This is a genomic window from Olsenella sp. CU969 (assembly GCF_905219715.1).
GTDB classification, from domain to species: Bacteria; Actinomycetota; Coriobacteriia; order Coriobacteriales; family Atopobiaceae; genus Granulimonas; species Granulimonas faecalis.
Map to the genome: position 1 here is coordinate 1 of NZ_CAJMXC010000021.1, position 18,598 is coordinate 18,598.

Annotated in this window: 16 protein-coding genes; 2 read left to right on the forward strand and 14 right to left on the reverse strand. The window is 69.3% G+C overall.

The genetic code is table 11. From position 1 onward, the window contains the following. Positions 1-1,560: 1,560 nt before the first annotated feature. From JX283_RS03715 to JX283_RS03750, 8 genes are all read right to left on the reverse strand, one after another. Positions 1,561-2,355 (reverse strand): sulfite exporter TauE/SafE family protein, encoded by a 795-nt coding sequence (locus tag JX283_RS03715; RefSeq protein ID WP_204829398.1) that lies wholly within the window; start codon positions 2,353-2,355, stop codon positions 1,561-1,563. A 39-nt stretch (positions 2,356-2,394) separates the two neighbouring features. Beyond that, the gene (locus tag JX283_RS03720; protein ID WP_204829401.1) at positions 2,395-3,204 is read right to left on the reverse strand and encodes a sulfite exporter TauE/SafE family protein; all 810 of its coding nucleotides are present in this window, start codon (positions 3,202-3,204) and stop codon (positions 2,395-2,397) included. Beyond that, a complete protein-coding gene (locus JX283_RS03725) occupies positions 3,201-4,316 on the reverse strand; it encodes a radical SAM/SPASM domain-containing protein (RefSeq protein ID WP_204829402.1) in 1,116 nt (371 codons plus the stop codon). Before JX283_RS03725 ends, JX283_RS03720 begins: the two co-directional genes overlap by 4 nt. Positions 4,317-4,327: 11 nt before the next feature. Continuing rightward, positions 4,328-5,848, reverse strand: coding sequence for a sulfatase (locus tag JX283_RS03730; protein ID WP_204829404.1), 1,521 nt, complete (start codon positions 5,846-5,848; stop codon positions 4,328-4,330). Between the two features lie 35 nt (positions 5,849-5,883). Then, positions 5,884-6,765 (reverse strand): PTS system mannose/fructose/sorbose family transporter subunit IID, encoded by an 882-nt coding sequence (locus JX283_RS03735; RefSeq protein ID WP_204829406.1) that lies wholly within the window; start codon positions 6,763-6,765, stop codon positions 5,884-5,886. Beyond that, positions 6,765-7,607 (reverse strand): PTS sugar transporter subunit IIC, encoded by an 843-nt coding sequence (locus JX283_RS03740; RefSeq protein ID WP_204829407.1) that lies wholly within the window; start codon positions 7,605-7,607, stop codon positions 6,765-6,767. The genes JX283_RS03735 and JX283_RS03740 overlap by 1 nt, the downstream gene beginning before the upstream one ends. Positions 7,608-7,658: 51 nt before the next feature. Then, positions 7,659-8,141 carry a PTS sugar transporter subunit IIB gene (locus JX283_RS03745; RefSeq protein ID WP_204829408.1) on the reverse strand — a complete coding sequence of 161 codons (483 nt, stop codon included), beginning with the start codon at positions 8,139-8,141 and terminating at the stop codon, positions 7,659-7,661. Positions 8,142-8,187: 46 nt separating this feature from the next. Beyond that, a complete protein-coding gene (locus JX283_RS03750; protein ID WP_204407177.1) occupies positions 8,188-8,619 on the reverse strand; it encodes a PTS sugar transporter subunit IIA in 432 nt (143 codons plus the stop codon). A 348-nt stretch (positions 8,620-8,967) separates the two neighbouring features. On the opposite strand from JX283_RS03750, the gene JX283_RS03755 reads away from it, so the two are divergent. Beyond that, entirely contained in the window at positions 8,968-9,732 is a 765-nt protein-coding gene (locus JX283_RS03755) for a DeoR/GlpR family DNA-binding transcription regulator (RefSeq protein ID WP_204407176.1), read from the forward strand. Positions 9,733-9,907: 175 nt separating this feature from the next. On the opposite strand, the gene JX283_RS03760 is transcribed toward JX283_RS03755, so the two are convergent. The 6 genes from JX283_RS03760 to JX283_RS03785 form a co-directional block, all read right to left on the reverse strand. Further along, the gene (locus JX283_RS03760) at positions 9,908-11,458 is read right to left on the reverse strand and encodes a UDP-glucose--hexose-1-phosphate uridylyltransferase (protein WP_204829409.1); all 1,551 of its coding nucleotides are present in this window, start codon (positions 11,456-11,458) and stop codon (positions 9,908-9,910) included. Then, the gene (locus tag JX283_RS03765; RefSeq protein ID WP_239652458.1) at positions 11,449-12,642 is read right to left on the reverse strand and encodes a galactokinase family protein; all 1,194 of its coding nucleotides are present in this window, start codon (positions 12,640-12,642) and stop codon (positions 11,449-11,451) included. The genes JX283_RS03760 and JX283_RS03765 overlap by 10 nt, the downstream gene beginning before the upstream one ends. Before the next feature lie 13 nt (positions 12,643-12,655). Continuing rightward, entirely contained in the window at positions 12,656-13,708 is a 1,053-nt protein-coding gene (locus JX283_RS03770; protein WP_204829412.1) for an aldose epimerase family protein, read from the reverse strand. A gap of 33 nt (positions 13,709-13,741) precedes the next feature. Next, positions 13,742-15,151, reverse strand: a complete 1,410-nt coding sequence (gene lacG / locus JX283_RS03775; RefSeq protein ID WP_204829414.1) for a 6-phospho-beta-galactosidase — start codon at positions 15,149-15,151, stop codon at positions 13,742-13,744. After that, positions 15,151-16,944, reverse strand: coding sequence for a lactose/cellobiose PTS transporter subunit IIB (locus tag JX283_RS03780; RefSeq protein WP_204829415.1), 1,794 nt, complete (start codon positions 16,942-16,944; stop codon positions 15,151-15,153). The genes lacG and JX283_RS03780 overlap by 1 nt, the downstream gene beginning before the upstream one ends. Before the next feature lie 35 nt (positions 16,945-16,979). Then, positions 16,980-17,285, reverse strand: a complete 306-nt coding sequence (locus JX283_RS03785; RefSeq protein WP_204829416.1) for a PTS lactose/cellobiose transporter subunit IIA — start codon at positions 17,283-17,285, stop codon at positions 16,980-16,982. A gap of 262 nt (positions 17,286-17,547) precedes the next feature. Here JX283_RS03785 and JX283_RS03790 point away from each other — a divergent pair, with 262 nt between their 5' ends. After that, a complete protein-coding gene (locus JX283_RS03790; RefSeq protein WP_204829419.1) occupies positions 17,548-18,561 on the forward strand; it encodes a LacI family DNA-binding transcriptional regulator in 1,014 nt (337 codons plus the stop codon). The last annotated feature ends 37 nt before the right edge of the window (positions 18,562-18,598 follow it).

Genomic DNA, 18,598 nt, shown 5'->3' on the forward strand with positions numbered 1-18,598 from the left:
CCGTCCGTCGAATCCCAACAACACGCAGTAGAATTCTGACTGATAACTGACCGCAACTCGACATATTACTGACCGTATATGTCAGATACTTAACTTAAATTACCGGATTGTAACGACGTCGGCCCCCTCCGCCCCAAAGGCCCGGGACCCTTGATAGGCTCCGGCCATGGCGTTGGTTCTGGCTGGCATAAGTGCGCGCAACGTGTACCTTTCGCACGCGACCCTCACCCCGGTGCACTCGGAGGAGGAGTGTGCGCAGATCCTCTCCGCCTCCCTCCCCACCCTCCGGGCGGTCCGTGCCCTGGAGAGCAAGCCGCGCTACCGGGACTGCCTTGCCGTGACGTCGGCGCTCCTCGGCGTACCCGAGCAAGACGTCCCCGTGGAGGTGCTGGTCCCATCCGCGGCAGCGCGGCGCCGGCGGCCTGGGCTGCACTGCCCGGTGTGGTCGGGTCCGCTGTTCCCCGGGGCCATCTGCCGCGTGCGCACCGGACCCGGCGAGGAGCCCATCCACGTGGTCTCCCCCGCCCTCCACTTCCTGCTGCGCTGCCGCGAGCTCNACGCANCCCAGGCGNTNCTCCTGGCCTTCCAGCTCTGCGGCACCTACGAGCTGCGCGCCGACCTCGACTGCGGCTTTGGGACAAGGACCCCACAGGCCCACGGCGACGCCCTCCGGCAGGCGGCCCACAGCCTCGCCCCGGGGGCGCCTGGGACGGATGTCGCACGCAGCGCCGCCGACCGGGTCATCGACGGGTCGGCGTCGCCCCGGGAGTCGGGGTTCGCCACCTTTGCCGTGACGCCGCGGCGCTCCGGGGGTGCCGGACTCCCCAGCCCGCTGCTCAACCACCGCGTGGAGCTCACGCCCCGCGCCCGGGTCCACCTCCCCGAGAACCAGGCCATCNGCTACGACTTCTACTGGCCGGAGAAACACCTCGCCTGCGAGTACGACTCGAGCTGGTGGCACGACGACCCCCGGCGCCGAGGAAGCGACGACCGGCGACGCCTGGCCGCGCGGGCCCTGGGAGACGACCTCGTCGGCATGGCCAGNGAGACCCTTTCCATCCCCTCCATGACCGACGTGCTCGTCGACGACCTCGCCCTCGTCCTGCGCGGTCGGAGGCCCGACCCGCTCTCGCCGTCGTCGGCCCGACGCCGCGGCTCCCTCCATGGGACCTGCTTCGGCCGTCACCGATGGTGGTAATCGCGGGGGAGGGAGGGTGCGCGGCGCCCCGGCAAGGGGCATCCGGTGTGCGGCTCCCTGCGGAGAAGGGCCTTGGGTGCGCGAGTCCCTGCGGCGAAGGGTGNCCAGTGCGCGACGCCCCGGCGAAAGGCGTCCAGTGCGCGGCCGGGCCGCGGNAAACGGCCTCGAGTGGGCGATTTGGGCCTGATTCCGCTCATCCGCGCCCGTTCGCTGCGATCTTGTCGCACATTGGGCGGCATTCGCCGGCCCGTCGCACATCGAATGGCTTTTGGCGTGNTTATCCCGCGCACTCGAGCGCCTTTGCCGCACATTCGTGCGCTGAGAGCCGCCCGCCGGCGCCAACCGCACACCGCCGCCGGCCCCTACATCGCCGCAAAGCCGAGGAAGTTGGCCACCGTGATGGCCATGATCGCCACGAGAAGCCCTATGAAGAGCCGGTCCACCGTGGCGTTGGACAGGCGCCCGTTGATGGTGCGTCCGCCGGCCGCGCCCGCTATGCCAAAGGCCACCATGCCCACCAGCAGCACCGGGTCGATGCCGGAGAGGTCCTGGGTGNCGAGGGCCATGACCGTGGCGGCGGTCTGGGAGTACAGGATGATGTAGAGCGAGGCCTGGACGGCGTCCTTGCTCGCCATGGCAAAGAAGAANGTCANGGCNACGATGTTCAGCGGGCCGCCGCCGATGCCGAGGAAGGCCGAGACAGCACCCAGCCCCACGCCCACCGCGCACCCCGGGAGCCATCCCGAGAGCCTGTGGCCGTGGATCTCGCGGCGGTCTTTGACGACGGTGTAGGCGATGGTGAACAGGCACACGGCAAAGAGCGCCGCCGCCTGGCTGCAGCCCACGATGCGCGGGTAGGGAAAGGCCGCCGAAAGGGCCGAGAAGAGCTGCTTGCCCGCGAGGCCGCCCACCACGGCGCCGACGGCCACCGAGGTGTCCACCTTGGCCTCGGCCGAGAGCGTCCCCTTGGCCCGGGCCCGGAGCACCGAGTAGAGGGCCATGGCCAGCACCGTGCNCCCCGACAGGAAGCTCACCTGGGCCACGTCCATGGACCCGAACAGGTCGAGGGCCGGCTTGATGATGACACCGCCCCCCAGGCCGCAGATGGAGCCTATGAGACAGGCGGCGAGGCAGACGGGCCAGATGATCCAATACATGGGGCGCTTTCGGTTGGAGGGGACAGGGCCTCTCGGCTTCTACCCACGCACCGCCCCGAAGGCCGCCAGGTTGTACACGTTTATGAAGATGATGACCACCATGAGCGCCACGAACAGCCGGTCCACAAAGCGGGCGTCAACCCGGGCNTTCAGTCGGCGTCCCAAGGCGCCCCCCGCGATGCCGCAGGCGGCCATGAGCGCCAGCACCGCCGGGTTCACGGCCGACAGGTCCTGGGTGAGAAGGGACGCCGCGGTGCTCACCGTCTGGGAGAACAGAATNATGTAGAGGGAGCTCGCCGCGGCACGCTTGGTGTCCATGGANAAGAAGTAGAACAGCACCACCAGGTTGATGGGCCCTCCCCCTATGCCGAGGAACGACGAGCAGGTGCCCAGGGCGAGGCCGATGGCGACGCAGGCGCCACGGCTCTCCACATGGCGCGTGGCCACGCGGTCCTTGGCGAGGGTGTAGGCGAGCGCCCCCGCCGTGACCGCGCACAGCACGGCCGCCTGCACGGCCCCGGCCCTGTCGGGATTCCCAAAAAGGCCGCTCACGGCCGAGAAGAGCTGCTTGCCCGCGAGGCCCCCGAAGGCGGCCCCCACGGCCAGGGGCGTGTCCCGGGAGAGGTCCATGGACCCCGACCCCGCATGGATCGACCGGGCCACGGAGTAGGCGGTCATGGACAGCACCGTGGCCCCCGACAGAAAGTTGACCGTGGCCACGTCGATCGACGACACGGCGTCGAGCACGGGCTTGATGAGGATCCCGCCGCCCACGCCGCAGACGGCCCCCACCGTGGAGGCCACGAGGCTCACAAGGGCCACGAGGCCGTCGGCAGGGTTCAGGCTCATGGCATCCTCCCCACGCGCTCCCGGGCCCGCCGGGCCAGCCGCCCGTAGCCGTACTCCAGAAACTCCCGGTAGCCGCAGCGCCCGTCGGCCGCGAAGGCCGTGGAGAGACGNGGGNACCCCCCGTGGCAGANGCCCTCGAAGCCGCAGTCGGTGCACGGGGCGTCGCCGTCGGCCCGGCGGGGGCGGGACAAGAAGCCCTCCACCACGGCGCCCGCGGCCATGGCCTCGATGGTGTCGGAGCACACGTTGCCCATGCACCACCGGTCGGAGGCGTAGAAGTCGCACGGGTAGACCGACCCGTCGGACTCCACCACGAACTGCGGGGCGCAGGCCCCCAGGGCGCCGCAGGTCCTGGGCCTGCGCCCCNGGGAGAGGNCCATGACGTCGTCGAAGAGCCCCACCGCCATGGGGCCGTCCTCGGCCTGACCCCTCTCCCAGGCGTCGNGGAAGCCCCGGTAGAAGTGGACGAACCGCCCGGGGGTCAGAGCGTGGGACGCCATCTCGGCCGACCGCGGGGAGCCGTCCCCACCCTCGGCGGGCCCCAGACACGGGATGAACTGGACGTGGCGGGCCCCCGGGGAGGCAAGCCCCCTGTAGACCTGCNGGGGGTGGCGGACCAGCTCCGAGGAGAGCACGCACAGCACCGCGGGCTCCACCCCGTGCCTTCGCAGGCGCCCCAGCGACGCGGCCACCCGCGACCACGTGGCCCCGCCGTCGGCGGCCGGGCGCAGGCGGTCGTGGNGGCTGCGGGTCCCGTCCAGCGAGACCCCCACCAGAAACCGGTTGCGCCCGAGGAACTCGCACCAGCGCTCGTCGAGGGCGAGGCCGTTGGTCTGGATGGCGTAGGAGACCCGGCAGCCGCCGCGGCGGCGCTCCACCTCCGCGACGAAGGCCTCNAAGAAGTCGAGACCGGCCAGGGTGGGCTCTCCCCCCTGGAAGTCGAAGGNCACCGTCCCGTCGGNCACCGCCTCGAAGGCCCGCGAGACCACGGCCTCCATGACGGGGCGGTCCATGACCGGGCGNCACCCCCGTTCCCNGNCCTGGGCGAGGTCGCGGTAGAAGCAGTAGGAGCACGCCATGTCGCACGCCGCCGAGGCGGGCTTCACCAGCATGCTGAGGTACCTCATGCCGCCCCGCCCAGGCCGAGGCGCTCGTACTGCTCCGCCGGCGCGTCGCACTCGTCCATGGCCCGCAGCAGCAGGCCCACCATGCGCCCCTCGGCCTCCTTGGCGGCGGGGTCGTCGTGGGAGGTGAGGTCGTCGAGCTGGGCGTAGTCCACGGCCAGGTCGAAGAGCCTGGTGTCCGACACCTCCTTGAGGGCGTCGTCGGACTGGTCGATGATGCCGGGCCTGTCCACGGGCACCTTGAACACGGGCCAGTCGGTCCGCGCCAGGAAGCGTCCGCACTCGATGTCGGCGGGCCTGTCGGCACCGAGGTAGCGGCGGATGGTGGTGGGGATGGCGGCATACTCGAAGCAGGGCTCGTTGGACGGCACGGGGGCCCGCATGTAGGTGTAGCGCCCGTCGGTGATGTTGACGTCCATGGCGTGGTAGCCGAAGAGGGCATAGTCGCGGGTGGGCGCCGACGGGTCCGTGGCGAGCGACATCAGGGAGACGCCCTGCACCTCCTCGGGCACCGGGANTCCCGCCAGGTCGAGCACCGTGGGCATGACGTCGATGTTCTGGGTGATCTGGNAGGCTCNCTCGCCGGCCCGGGCGCCGCCGGGGTAGTGCACCAGCAGGGGCAGATGGGCGAGCTCGTTGTANAGGGGCATGTANTTCTTTCCGAGGAAGTCGCGCTCCCCCAGGAAGTAGCCGTGGTCGGTGGTGAGCATGACGAGGGTGTCGTCGAAGATGCCGCGCTCGCGGAGCTTGTCCATCAAGGTCCCGAACCAGTCGTCGCAGCAGGTGACGAGGGCGTCGTAGCGGCGCTGGACGTAGTCCACCGCCTCGGCGGGGACCTCGGCCTCGCTCACCCGCTTGTACTGGGGTATCTCGAAGTAGTCGCGGTCGAGCCCCTCCCCGCCCCCGTAGAGGTCCATGTAGCGCTCGGGCACGTCGAAGGGCTCGTGGGGGTCGAAGGCCTCCACCATGAGGAAGAANTCGTCGGCGTCGGCGTTGTCGTCGAGCCACTCGCAGGCGCTCTGGAACGTCTGGGGGCTCGGCATGTCCTCCTCGCGGGGCCAGCGGCCGCGGTTGAGCTGGTACTGGCGACGCACGCGGCCGTAGAAGGTCCCCGGCATGTTGGCGGGGTCGTCGATGCGGCTCACCCAGGGGTCGCCCTCCTGGCCGCGGTGGTAGTCCCAAGTGTTGAAGAGCTGCAGGTACCCCTCNCCGCCGGTGCGCATGTAGTGGCAGTGGTCGGTGGTGATGTGGGTGTAGACGCCGTGGTCGCGCAGGAGCGCGGGCAGGGTCACGTCGAAGGGCTCGATGGGGCCCCACCCGCGCTCCAGGAAGTTCAGCCGTCCGCACATGATGTCGCGCCGCGCCGGCATGCNGGGGGCCGACCCGATCCAGTGCTCGTCGAAGGTGCAGGACTCGGCGGCGAAGGCATCGATGTTGGGGGTCTGCACGCGGGTCTCGGGGTTGTAGCAGCGCAGGTTGTTGCGGCGCAGGGTGTCGAGCAGAACGAGGACGCAGCGCATGGGGGGCTCCTTGACGGACGGGGTGTGACGGTGGCCTAGCCGAAGATGGCGAGGCCGGGCACGTAGTAGCCGAGGGCGGCGAAGGCGAGGGCGAACACGATGCAGCCGATGATGATCTGGGCGGAGTTCTTGCCCTGGCCGCGCTTGAGCAGGCGGTAGCAGATGAAGGTGAGCAGGATGGGCAGGGCGCAGGGGAGCACCTTGTCGAGCTGGTCCTGGATCACCAGGGGGTCGCCCTCGCCGAGGGGCACCTGGATGGCGCAGGCGAGCTTGACGGTGGTGGGGATCAGGCCGCCCACCACCATGACGCCGAGCACGTTGGCGAGGTTGCCGAGGCGCTCGAAGACCGCCACGCCGAACCGCTCCACCATCTCCATGCCCTTGGCGTAGCCGCCGTAGAGCCCGAAGATGCGCAGGGGCCAGTACAGGGCGTTGATGAGCAGGAACATCACGATGGGGCCGAGGATGGACCCGTTGGCCAGGCACATGGAGGCGCCGATGGAGCCGGCGATGGGGGTCCAGGTGAGGTTGAGCAGGGAGTCGCCGAGGCCTGCGAAGGGGCCCATGAGCGAGGTCTTGATGGCGACCACTGTCTCCTTCTGGTCCTCGTCGCACGTCTCCTCCAGGGCGGCCGAGANGCCCAGGATGAACGGGATGGCCAGCGGNTGGGTGTTGAAGTACNCGAGATGGCGCTGCATGGCGGCGACGCGCTCCTCCTTGGGGCGGTCGCGGTAGAGGTCCTCGAGCACCGGCGCGAAGCNNTAGACCAGCGAGAGGCTCTGCATGCGCTCGTAGTTGTGGGCGAACTGGCAGCCCAGGGTGCGCACGAAGGTGCGGTTGAGGGCGTGACGGGTGATGGCGCGGCCTTGGGAGACGNCGGGCGACTCGGCGGNGCGGGTGCAGGTGTNGNCAGCCATTAGAGGTCGTACTCCTCTTCTTCCTCGATGTCCTGATCGGTCACGACCGGGCCCGTGGACAGGACGCCCTTGGTGACGGCCTGCTTGTCCTCGACCCGCTTGAAGCCCTCGCTCACGAAGTCGTAGAAGCCGGCCACGGCCACGGCCACAAGGGCGATGCCCATGGTGGGGACCCCCAGGTAGGCGGCGAGCACGAAGCCCCCGACGAGGAAGATCCACATCTCCTTCTTGAGCATCATGGTGAGCAGCATCGCCAGGCCCACGGCCGGCATCATGCCGCNNGCGATGGAGAAGCCGGTGAGCACCCAGGGCACCTGGGTCTGCAGGAAGGCCATGATGTCCTCGATGACGAAGGAGCCCACGCCGCAGGCGATGAAGACGGGGATGGCACGGGTGAGGAAGAACGAGGCGGCGCCGGCCCAGAACCACTTGTTCACGGCGCCGAACTCACCGGACAGGGCGGCCTTGTCGGCCTTGTGGAGCCAGGTGATGTTGGTGGTCATGACCAGGATGTTGAGCTGCTGGACGAGGGTGGCGCAGGGGATGCCGATGGCCACGGCGAGGGCGGTGTCGGAGGCCNCGTCGCCGCCGGACATGATACCCAGGGCGCAGCCCACGATGGTGCCCGAGATGACGTCGGGCGGCACATAGGCGCCGATGTTGTTGACACCCAGCCACATGAGCTCCATGGTGGCGCCGATGATGATGGCGGTGGGCAGGTCGCCCAGGATGATGCCCACGCCCACGGAGGCGAGCAGGGGCTTGCGGAATCCCAGGTGGGGACCGTACTGGTCCCAGGTGCACAGGCCCGCCCACACGGCGAGCAGCAGGGCTTGAATCATGGAACGCTCCTTACTCTACGGGCGGCCCCGACGGGGCCCGCTCCTTGCTGGTCAGGCGGGGTGGGCGGCCAGGAGCTCGGAGACGAGCACCTTGGGGTCGCGGCATGTGGGCTGCATCCACACCTCCACACCGGCCTCGATGAGGCGCTCCAGGGCGGCGCGCTCCTCGGGGGTGATGGACATGTTCTTGTGGAGCTGGGTGCGGCTCGGGTTGAAGCGCATGCCCGAGACGTTGAGGTAGTCGAAGTCCATGCCGCCCTCCCGCAGGCGCTCCGCGTCCACGGGGTTGGTGAACAGCACGAGGGTGTCGCGCTTGATCTGGGTCTTCTTGAGCACGTCGATGAACTTGTCCACACCGAAGACGCTCACCTTGATCTGGGGCACCGCAAGANCNGCCACGGACTTCTGCACAGGGTCGGAGGCCACCTTGTCGTCCACGATGATGACCTGCTCGATACCGTACTCAGGAATCCATGTGGTGGCGATCTGCCCATGGATCAGGCGGTCGTCGATGTCCACGAGCTTGATGGGCATGGAGCCCTCCCTTCTTCGGGCGGCTGGCGCCGCCGGTTCGGTGAACCTACAGGTCGCCCTCGTCGGCCTCGTCGGTGCCGGGCACCTCGATGGCCTGGAACGCGCGGGAAGCGGCGGCCTCGACGGCCTGGGACAGCTCCTCGGGGTCTGCCCACTGGTCGCGGCAGAGGAGGAGCTCGATGACCACGGGCAGGGACAGGCCGGCATAGGCGGTGAGGGGGAGGCCCGCCGCCTTGGCCCGGGCCACCACGTTGAACGGNGTGCCGCCGAGGATGTCGCAGAGAACCACGACGTGGTCGCAGGAAGACGACAGGGACCCCCATGCCTCGCGGAAGGCCGCCTCGAAGTCCTCGAGNGACGTGGTGGCGCCCAGGGCCAGGGCCTGGACGTCGGGCTGCGGGCCCGCGATCATCTCGACGCTGCCCAAGGCCGCCCGGGCGAACTCCCCATGGCTGGCGAGGATGACTCCTACCTTCATCGGATCCCCTTCTCGTTGGTTGCGATGTCTCCCAATTGTGATGTGTTGTTTGCAATAGAGAGCTTTTGTTTGAATCTGTGCCTATTATGACCCCGGTAAAAATCCGTGGGACACCATGACCCTCTGAGGGGACCGACGGTCGTTTTTCGTCGGTAAGTGGTATATCTGAAAGAAAACCCTAGGTAGATAATGCATTTGGATACCTAACAACTTGTTTGGGACCCCGGTCCCACCGGTCCTCCCATTGTGCGAATCTTTGCTGACGGGACCCGTCGCCGCTCCGCACCATGTTCTATATTGTTATGGAAGAGACCCCGCGGGGACCCAGGGCCGACCATCGGAGGAGCCATGCTCAAATCGGAGCGCCAAGACGCCCTCGTGCGCCTCACCGACGAACACCGCAACCTCTCCGTGCGCGCGGCCGCCCGGCTCCTGGACATATCGGAGATGACGGTGCGCCGCGACCTCGACGAGCTCGCCGAGGCGGGGCGGCTCGTGCGGGTGCGGGGAGGGGCCACATCCGCGGCGCCGGCCCACGGCCTCACCCTGTCCCGGGAGCGCACGCGCACCGAGCGCCAGCTGCTGCACCGGGAGGCCAAGCGCGAGATCGGCGCCCGGGCCGCGACCCTGGTGAGCGAGGGCGACACCGTCTTCCTCGGGTCGGGCACCACGGTGGAGGCCATGGCAGCGAACCTGCCCGACCTCACCCTGCGCGTGGTCACCAACAGCCTCCCCATCTTCGCCGTCCTCGAGGAGCGCTCGGGGATGGAGCTGTTCCTGCTCGGCGGCCTCTACCGCCCGGGCACGGGGGCCCTGGCGGGGCCCCTGGCCGAGGAGACCCTCTCCCGCATGGGCGTCACCAAGGCCTTCGTGGGCGTCAACGGCATCCATGAGGACAAGGCCTACGCCAGCAACATGGACGCCTGCGCCCTCCAGCGCGTGGCCCTGGACGCCGCCGACGAGCGCTACCTGCTCGCCGATGCCAGCAAGTTCGACCGGCGCGACTTCTACAGCTTCTACTCCCTCGACGGCCTCACGGCCGTCGTGAGCGAGGGCGGCCTGCCCGAGGCCGTGCGCACGGCCACCGAGCAGTACACCGCGGTCCTCACCTGAGACCCGCCCCCGTCGCGTCGGCGGGACACCCCGCTGCCATATCATCGACCCGACGACAGGGGACGCGACCGATGGGCCGGACCCCGGTGTCACACGCGCAGAACGAGAGGGGGCGCCCGCATCCTGCGACACGGGCGCCCCCTCGGTGTCTCCTCTCGTCTGCCATGGGGCGGCCCTAGGCCAGCGCCTCCAGGAAGCGGCGCTGGGCNGCGCGGCCGGCCTCGTCCCACTTGAAGACGCCGGCGTCCTCGAGCACGTGGGCAAAGACGTCGCCCGCCTCGCCGCGCACCACGGACTCCGCCTCCCCGGGCGTCAGGCCCGGGTACCTCCCGGCCAGCCCGCGGGCCCACTCGCCGTGGGGCGCCGCCTCCGGGTCGTCCATGGGGTCGGTCCCGGCCACGAGACAGCGTGCCACGGCGGCGAGCTCGGGCACGAGCCGCGGCGGCAGGATGGCGAGACCCATGACCTCGATGAGGCCGATGTTCTCCTTCTTGATGTGATGCCACTCCTCGTGGGGGTGGAACACNCCGAGCGGGTGCTCGTCGGAGGTCACGTTGCAGCGCAGCGCGAGGTCGGCCCGGTAGCGGTCGCCCACCCGGTAGACGATGGGCGTGACGGTGTTGTGGGGCACGGCGCCCGTCCGGGAGAGGACNCCCACGGCGGGGTCGTCGTAGGTGCGCCAGCGGTCGAGCACGCGGCAGGCGGCGTCGAGGAGGGCGTCGCGGTCGTCGGACTCCAGGCGGATCACCGACAGGGGCCAGCGCACCACGGCGCAGTCCACACCCGGGCACCCCTCCATGGAGAAGGCCTCCTCGACCGGCGCCTCCATCATGGGGAACACGTGGCGGCCGCCCTGGAAGTGGTCGTGGGACAGGATGGAGCCGCCCACCACAGGCAGGTCGGCGTTGGAGCCGAAGAAGTAGCGGGGGAACCGGTCCAGCAGGTCGAGGAGGCACGCCATGGAGGTGCGGTCCACGTGCATGGGACGGTGCTCCCGGCTCATGACGNTGCAGTGCTCGCCGAAGTATGCATAGGGGCTGTATTGGAGGCCCCACGGCTCGCCCTGCAGCGTCACGGGGACGATGCGCAGGTTCTGGCGGGCCGGGTGGTCGCCGAAGGGCGAGGAGGCCGGACGGCCGGGATAGCCCTCGTTCTCCACGCAGAGCTGGCAGGCCGGGTACACGTCGCCGTCGGCGGGGGCGGCCCCTGCCGAGGCGATGTCGCGGGGGTCCTTCTCGGGCTTGGAGAGGTTGATGGTGATCTGGAGGTCGCCCCAGCGGGTGGGCGACACCCAGGCCACGTTGCGGGCGATGGCCGCGCGGCGCACGTAGCCGGCGTCGCAGCAGAGGCGGTAGAACCAGTCGGTGGCGGCCCGCGGCCCCTCGGAGGCCTCGACGGCGCGGAAGGCGGCGTCCACGACGGAGGGGCGCGGGACGAGCCGGCCCATCACGGCCATGGCGGCGCNGTCGCGGCCGCCGGCNGTGTCCTCGTAGAGGCCGTTGGCCACGGCGACGTCGGCCAGGCGGCCGAGGACCGCCTCGAGGTCGAGGTCGCCCTCGGGCAGGNCGNTCNCGGGCANGTCGGACCAGCCATGGGCACAGCCGTCGGCACCCACGGCCTCGNGCAGGNAGTTGCGCGCCCAGGCCCCGTCCGCCGGGTCCACGAGGCCGCAGCCCGAGGCGTAGTCGACCAGGGCGCGGATATCGNCGGAAAGGCTCACAGCCATGAGGCCCTCGCCCCCTCCTCGGAGATGCCGTAGACCTGGTAGGCGCCGTCGCCGAGCCAGCCGTCCATGGCGGAGCGGAATCCGTCGACGGCGTCCAGGGGCACGAAGGCCTGGATGGACCCGCCGAAGCCGCCGCCATGGATGCGGCAGGCGCCGCGGCCGGCCAGCAGGCGCTCGGCCAGGGCCAGGGCCACCATGGCCGGCTGGTAGGCGCCGGGGGCGGTGACGTTCTGCAGGAACATGGCGCTCGAGGCGCCGGACTCGCGGGTGAGCTCGAGGAACCGGTCCATGTCGCCGTCGGTCAGGGCCTCCCAGCGCGCGGCCACGAGGGAGTCCTCGCGCCAGTAGTGCAGGGCGCGCAGCANGGCTCNGTCGCCGAGGCGCTCGCGGAGGGCGGGGGCGGCGGCGTCGAAGTCGTCGGCGCCCACCTCGTCGAGACGGGCCTCCCCGAAGGCGGCAGCCACGGCCTGCATCTCCTGGGGCACGGCGGCGTACTCGTCGGTGAAGGCCGCGTGGTCGCAGCCCACCTCCACGAGGCAGAGGGCGTAGCCGTGGTCGGCGAAGTCGAAGGCGAGGCTCCGGCAACCGGGCTCCCCCTCGTCGGCGAAGTCCAGGTTGGCGAGACCGCCCACGGCGATGGAGCGCTGGTCCATGAGGCCGCAGGGCTTGCCGAAGTAGCGGTTCTNGGCCGCCTGGCCCATGCGCGCCAGCTCCACGGCGCCCACCTCGCGGCCCTCCCAGAGCAGCTCCATGGCCCGCCCGAGGGCGAGCTCGAGGGCCGCCGACGACGACAGGCCGCCGCCGGCGGGGATGTCGCTGTNCATGACGATGTCGAAGCCGGCCGGCTCGCGACCGGTGGCGGCCATGCACGCCGCCATGCCTCGCACGATGCCGGCGGTGGTGACGCGCTCGTCGGCCCGGGGCTCGAGGGAGTCGAGCGAGACCTCCACGGGGTCGAACCCCGCGCTCGTCACGCGGATGACGTCGAGGCCGTTCGCGGCCGCCACGCCCACGATGGCGCGGTCGAGGGTGCCGGCGATCACCTCTCCCCCCTCGTGGTCGGTATGGTTGCCGGCGATCTCGGAGCGGGCCGGGGCCACCGCGAGGACGCGGGGCGCGTCTGAGGAGCCGTAGGCGGCGTCAAAGACCTCCTGGAGACGCTCGATGCGGCGCGGGTCGATCATGGTTCTCCTCATCTCAGGGTCGGGTGACCGAGAAGGCGTAGACGGCCCCCTCGTCGTAGGGCTGCCCCTCGTCGCAGACGGGGACGGGAAACGCCGGGTGGTGCGGCGTGTCGGGGAAGTACTGCGGCTCCAGGGCCACGCCGCTGCGCGGGCCGTAGGACGCGCCGTCCTTGGCGCCCGCGACGTCGAGCCAGTTGCCCGTGTAGAGCTGCACGCCGGGCAGTGTGGTCGAGAGCTCGAGCACCCGCCCCGACTCCCCCTCGAGCCGGGCCACGGGACGCAGCCGGCCGTCGGGGGCCCAGCCGCCCACCGCGAGGTTGCGGTCGAACCCGCGGCCCCACGCCACCTGGTCGCAGGGCTCGTCCACCCCGACGCCCAGGGCCTTCCCCCCGGTGAAGTCGAAGGGCGTCCCCTCCACGGGCACCACCTCTCCCGTGGGGAGGCTCTGGGCGTCGGCCGGCGTGAACGCGGGGCAGGCGAGGGTGAGCCGGTGGCCGAGCACGCTGCCGGCCCCGTGACCGTCCAGGTTGAGGTAGGCGTGGTTCGTGAGGTTGCAGAAGGTGGGGCGGTCGGTCTCCACTCGCCAGCGCACGGAGAGGGCGCCCGGGCCTGCGATGGAGTAGGCCACCGAGAAGGTGCGCCTACCGGGCAGGCCCCACTCGCCGTCCTCCGCCACAGTGGAGAAGGTCACGGAGTCCGGGCCCTCCTCCGCATCCCAGACGCGCTTCCACAGGGCCGACGCCGAGGTGTCGGTGTGGTTGCAGTTGGGCCCCTCGTTGGCAGCGAGGCGACAGGTGCGGCCCGCCACCTCGAGCACGGCGCCGGCCACGCGGTTGGCGATGGGGCCCACGGTGGCGCCCATGAGCACGCCGTCGTCCGCGTAGCCGGCCGCCGAACCGTAGCCCAGGGCCACGTCGGCCCAGACGCCGTGGGCGTCGGGCACCCACACCGACTGCACGGCGGCGCCGAGGTCAACGACCCCCACGGTGATGCCAGGGCCGGCGAGGACGTAACGGGTGGCCTCGCGGCCATCGGGGAGACGGCCGAACGGCTCCTTGTTCACCATGGGACCCTCCCTTCTCAGGGGTGCGGACGGGAATCAGACGTCGAGCTGGCCTCGGGCGGAGATCCCCGCAAACCAGTAGGCGCTCGCCTTCGGGATGCGCTCGCCGGTCTCGAAGTCCACGTAGAACAAACCATAACGCTTATTGTAACCGTTATTCCAGCTGAACATGTCCATGAGCGACCACACGAAGTAACCGAGCACGTTGGCACCGGCCTCCTGGGCCCGCAGGTTCCAGTCGAGGTGTTCGCGGATGTNATCGATGCGCGNGCCGTCCATGACCACGCCGTCCCGCAGCTCGTCCTTGTAACCCATGCCGTTCTCGGTGATGTAGATCGCCTTGTAGTTGGGCCACTGCATGGTGATGCGCATGATGAGGTCGTACATGCCCTTGGGGTAGATGAGCCAGTCCCAGTCGGTGCGCGGCACATCGTCGGGCTCCACGCGCTCGCCCACACCGGCGAGGCAGAAGCGGGACGTGCCCTTCTCGCCCGTNCCGTTGAAGTGCANCACGTCGGGGCCGTCGTAGGCGCGGATCCAGCGGCTCTGGTAGTAGTTCATGCCCAGGTAGTCGTTGCGCTCGGCAGCGCATGCGAGCTCGTCCATGTCGCCGGGCTCGATGACGAGGGAGCCCCCGCTCACGGCGCAGAGGCGCTCGGCCACAGAGAGGGACTCGGCGGAGTAGGCACCGTCGAAGGTGGCGTCGAGCAGGAACTGGTTCTGCAGCACGTCCTCGTTCTTCGCCGCCGCGATATCGGCAAAGCTATCGGGGTCGACCGGGTACTTGTACTCCAGGGAGTGGACGATGCCGATCTTGCCACCGTATCCCATCTCCTTGTAGAGGTTCACGGCGCGGGCGTGGGCCACCATCATGTTGTGCTCGCATTGGAAGGCGAGGTCGAGACGGGCCTGGTGGCCGCGGGGCCACACGCCCTCGATGTACTGGTTTGTGGCCACGGCCCAGATCTCGTTGAAGGTGAACCAGTAGGTGACGTCGTCGGCATACTCGGCGAAGCAGAAGCGGGCGTACTCCACGAACGCATCCACCGTGGCGCGGTTGAGGAAGTCGCCGTCGTCGTAGAGGGCGGCCGGGGTGTCGAAGTGGTGCAGGGTGACGAAGGGCTCCACGCCGCGACGGCGGCACTCGGCGAAGACGTTGTGGTAGAACTCCACGCCCTCGGGATTCACGGCCCCGGCACCCTCGGGGAAGATGCGGCTCCAGGCTATGGACACGCGGATGCCGTTGATGCCGAACCGCTCGCAGAGCTCGAGGTCCTCGCCGTAGCGGTTGTAGAAGTCGCTCGCCGGGTCACCGAGNAAGCGCCCCATCTCGGCGAGGAAGTCGTCCCAAGCGACCTTCCCCTTGCCATGGGTGAGGGTCTCGCNCTCGCACTGGTAGGCGGCGGTGGCGCCGCCGTAGATGAAACCTTCGGGGAATCGCTTCATTAGTCGCCCTCCTTGGAGAAGAGGATGNCGTAGACGAACCGGAGGGNCTTCTCGCCGTCCCGCGTGAGGTCGATGTACTGCTTGCCGGCACAGGCGACGCTCTTGATGCCCAGCCGGTCGGTGTCGGCCTTGAGCTCGGCGGCATTGACGGCCACCTGCGGCGCGAGGACCACGAGGTCGAAGTCCGGCATCATGTCGGTATGGGCGCCATAGGACCCCGCGGCGGTCTCGAGGTCGATGCCCCGCTCGGTCGCGGCCTTGGCCAAGGCGTTGGCCAAGAGACCGGAGGTGCCTCCACCGGCGCAGAGCACCAGCACCTTCTTGCCGTTGAGGGCGTCGAACGGGGAGCTGTCGCCTTCGGCGGCGGCCTCAAGGGCGGCCTGGTCCTTCGGGGTCACGGCGGCCTGCGCCACGGAGTCGGCGGACGCCTCGCCCTGGAAGGCCCTGCCCATGGCGTCGCCCTTGGCGGCGGCGCGCTCCTCGAGCTCCTCGGCCCCGATCTTGGCCTCCTCCTCGCACTTCACCTTGTCGTACATGCGGAAGAAGGGATAGTACACAAAGAAGTCGAGGGCGAGCACAGCCACCATGAAGACGAAGGCCAAGGGGGCGAGACCGCAGCCGAGCACGATGCCCAGCGGGCCGGGACAGGTCCACGGGAGGGTGTAGAGGAAACCGTTCATGCCGAGCAGGTCGACGAAGATCTTGAGCAGCCACACATTGAGGACCGGGGCGAGCACGAAGGGCACGAAGAACACGGGGTTGAGCACCATGGGGGCGCCGAAGAGGAAGGGCTCGTTGACGTTGAAGAGCACGGGGATGGAGCTGGCGCGGCCCACGGCCTGAAGCTCCTTGGACTTTGCGAGGAAGGCGAACATGAGGCAGACCACGAGGGTGGCGCCCGTGCCGCCGAGGCAGACGACGAAGTACTGGGCGCCCAGGGTCAGGACGCTGGCGGCGTGCTCACCGGCCTGGTACGCGGCGAGGTTGGAGCTCATGCCGGCGAGGAGGGCGGCGGAGATGGCCGGCTCGACGATGGAGGGGCCGTGGACGCCCACGAACCAGAAGAGCGACATGGCGCCGTAGATGAGGGCGAGACCCAGNTAGCCGTCGGCGGCGGTGAAGACGGGTTGGAAGACCTCGATGACGGCANCGGCGAAGTTCACACCGAAAGCGGCGCGGAAGGCCATGTCGAAGACCCAGAGGAACACGACGGCGGCGCTAAAGGGAATGATGTCCTTGAAGGTCTGGGAGATGTTCGGGGGAACCTGCTCGGGCATCTTGATGGTGATGTTNCGACCCACGCAGAACTTGTAGATGCCGCCGACCACGAAAGCGGAGACGAAGGCCGTGAGCAGGCCCTTTGCCGCAAGGAAGGCCCCGTTGAAACCCGCCACCGCCATGCCGTCCTCGAGGACGATGGNGATGCTGTNGGAGGNGAGCAGCAGGAAGCCGACGATGGAGGCGATCATGGTGCTCACGAAGTTGATCTGATTGTTCTTGGGCAGCGAGCGGTTCTGCGCCTCGNTGAAGGACTNGNNCGNCGTCNCCGCCACGNCCAGNGCGAAGATGCCCATGGAATACGTGTACGGCTTCATGATGGCCGCGTAGATCTCCTCCGGCCAGTGGAAGCCCCAGATGGCGGGCACGTCGGCAACGAGCAGGAAGATGGACGAGAAGATGATGATCGGCATGGCCGAGATGAAGCCGTCGCGGATCGACTTCAGGTACTTGTTGCGGGCGAGGGCGCTGAAGAAGGGCGTGCCCTTCTCGACCAGCGCGATGATCTTTTCCATGNGTCTCCCTCTGGACGGATGTCCTCCGACGGGTCTTAGCGGTAGATGTCGACGAGACTGTCCACGATGTCGCGGAGCAGCATGGTGGTCATGAGGTGGTCCTGCGCGTGGACCATGATGANACCGAGGTCGCCATGGTCGCCGGCGGCCTCGGCCGAGAGCATCGCCGTCTGGGCGTTGTGGGCGTCGTTGAGGCACTCCTGGGCCTCGACGACGAGGGCGCGGCTGCCCTCGAAATCCCCGGCCTTGGCGCACTTGACGGCCTCGAGCAGCTTGGTGCGGGCGTCACCGGAGTAGGCGACGATCTCGAACCCGATGGCGGTGACCTCTTCACGGTTCATGGTTGCTCCCCTTTCCCGNAGGCCCGCGGGCCTCGGCTCTCAACAGATAATGTTATCGCTAACATTTTTGCGACCAACCCAACCTAGCAGGCATCGCCACGGCCTCTCGGGGCGGTCCACCCTGGCAATGTGAGCGTTAACATTTCGTCGGTAAACGGTAGCTGAAGGGAATGTCCCGCATGGTGACCCACGGCTGCTACACTTGCCGTTGCGTCGTCATTCCCCTGCCGGCACCCGTCCCTACATGCGCTTGGAGGTTCNCATGGCACGGCCCCGCCCCGCGAGCCTCGCCGACATCGCCCGGGCGGCAGGCGTCTCCGCCCAGACCGTCTCCCGCGTGGCAAACGGGTCGGACTCCGTGCGGCCCGAGACGGCCGCAAAGGTGCGTGAGGCCATGAGAGCCCTCGGGTACCGTCCGAGCTTCGCAGGCCGGTCCTTGAAGCAGGGGCGCTACCGTACGGTCGGCCTGGCCATGTTCAACAACATCACCGCCACAGGCAACATGTTCCGCCTCGACGGCATCACGCGGGCCGCCACCGAGGCGGGCTGCGCCCTCACCCTTATCGAGATGGACTGCACTNACCACGCCACGCTCACCTCTGCTGCGGAGCGCCTCTCCGCGCTCCCGGTGGACGGCATGATCTTCAACCTCACGCGGCCGGTGGNGGACTTCCTGGACTTCAAGCCCCTCGCGGGCCTTCCCATGGTCATCATCNCCAACCTCGAGCACCCCCTCTGCCCCACCGTGGACAACGACCAGCTCGGGTGCTCCCACACCATCGTGGACCACCTCCTCGACCTCGGGCACCGCACGGTCTTCCATGTGGCCGGCAAGGGGGAGTCGATCGCGTCGCGCCTTCGCGAGCAGGGGTGGCGCGAGGCCCTCGTCGCCCGGGGCGTCGAGCCGCCTCCCCTGCTCCGGGGCGACTGGAGCGGCATGAGCGGCTACGAGGCGGGGGCTCACCTCGCGGCGATCCCCGAGTGCACGGCCATCTACGCCTCCAACGACGCCATGNNCCTGGGCGTCGTGGATGCTCTCAACGACGCCGGGAGGCGCGTGCCCGAAGACGTCTCGGTGGTGGGGGTCGACGACTCCCTGGCGACGGTCCTGCCCCACGACCGCATCACGTCGCTGCGCTTCGACAACCGCGCCGTGGGCCGCTGGGCCTTCGAGCACGCCATGGCCGAGGCGGCACCGCAGGGCGACACGCCGGCCCACTGCCTCATGCCGGGCACCCTCATCCAGAGGGAGAGCGTCGCGCCGCCGGCGCGCTAAGGTCCGGGCCGTCCCGCCACCCGGACACATCCGTCCC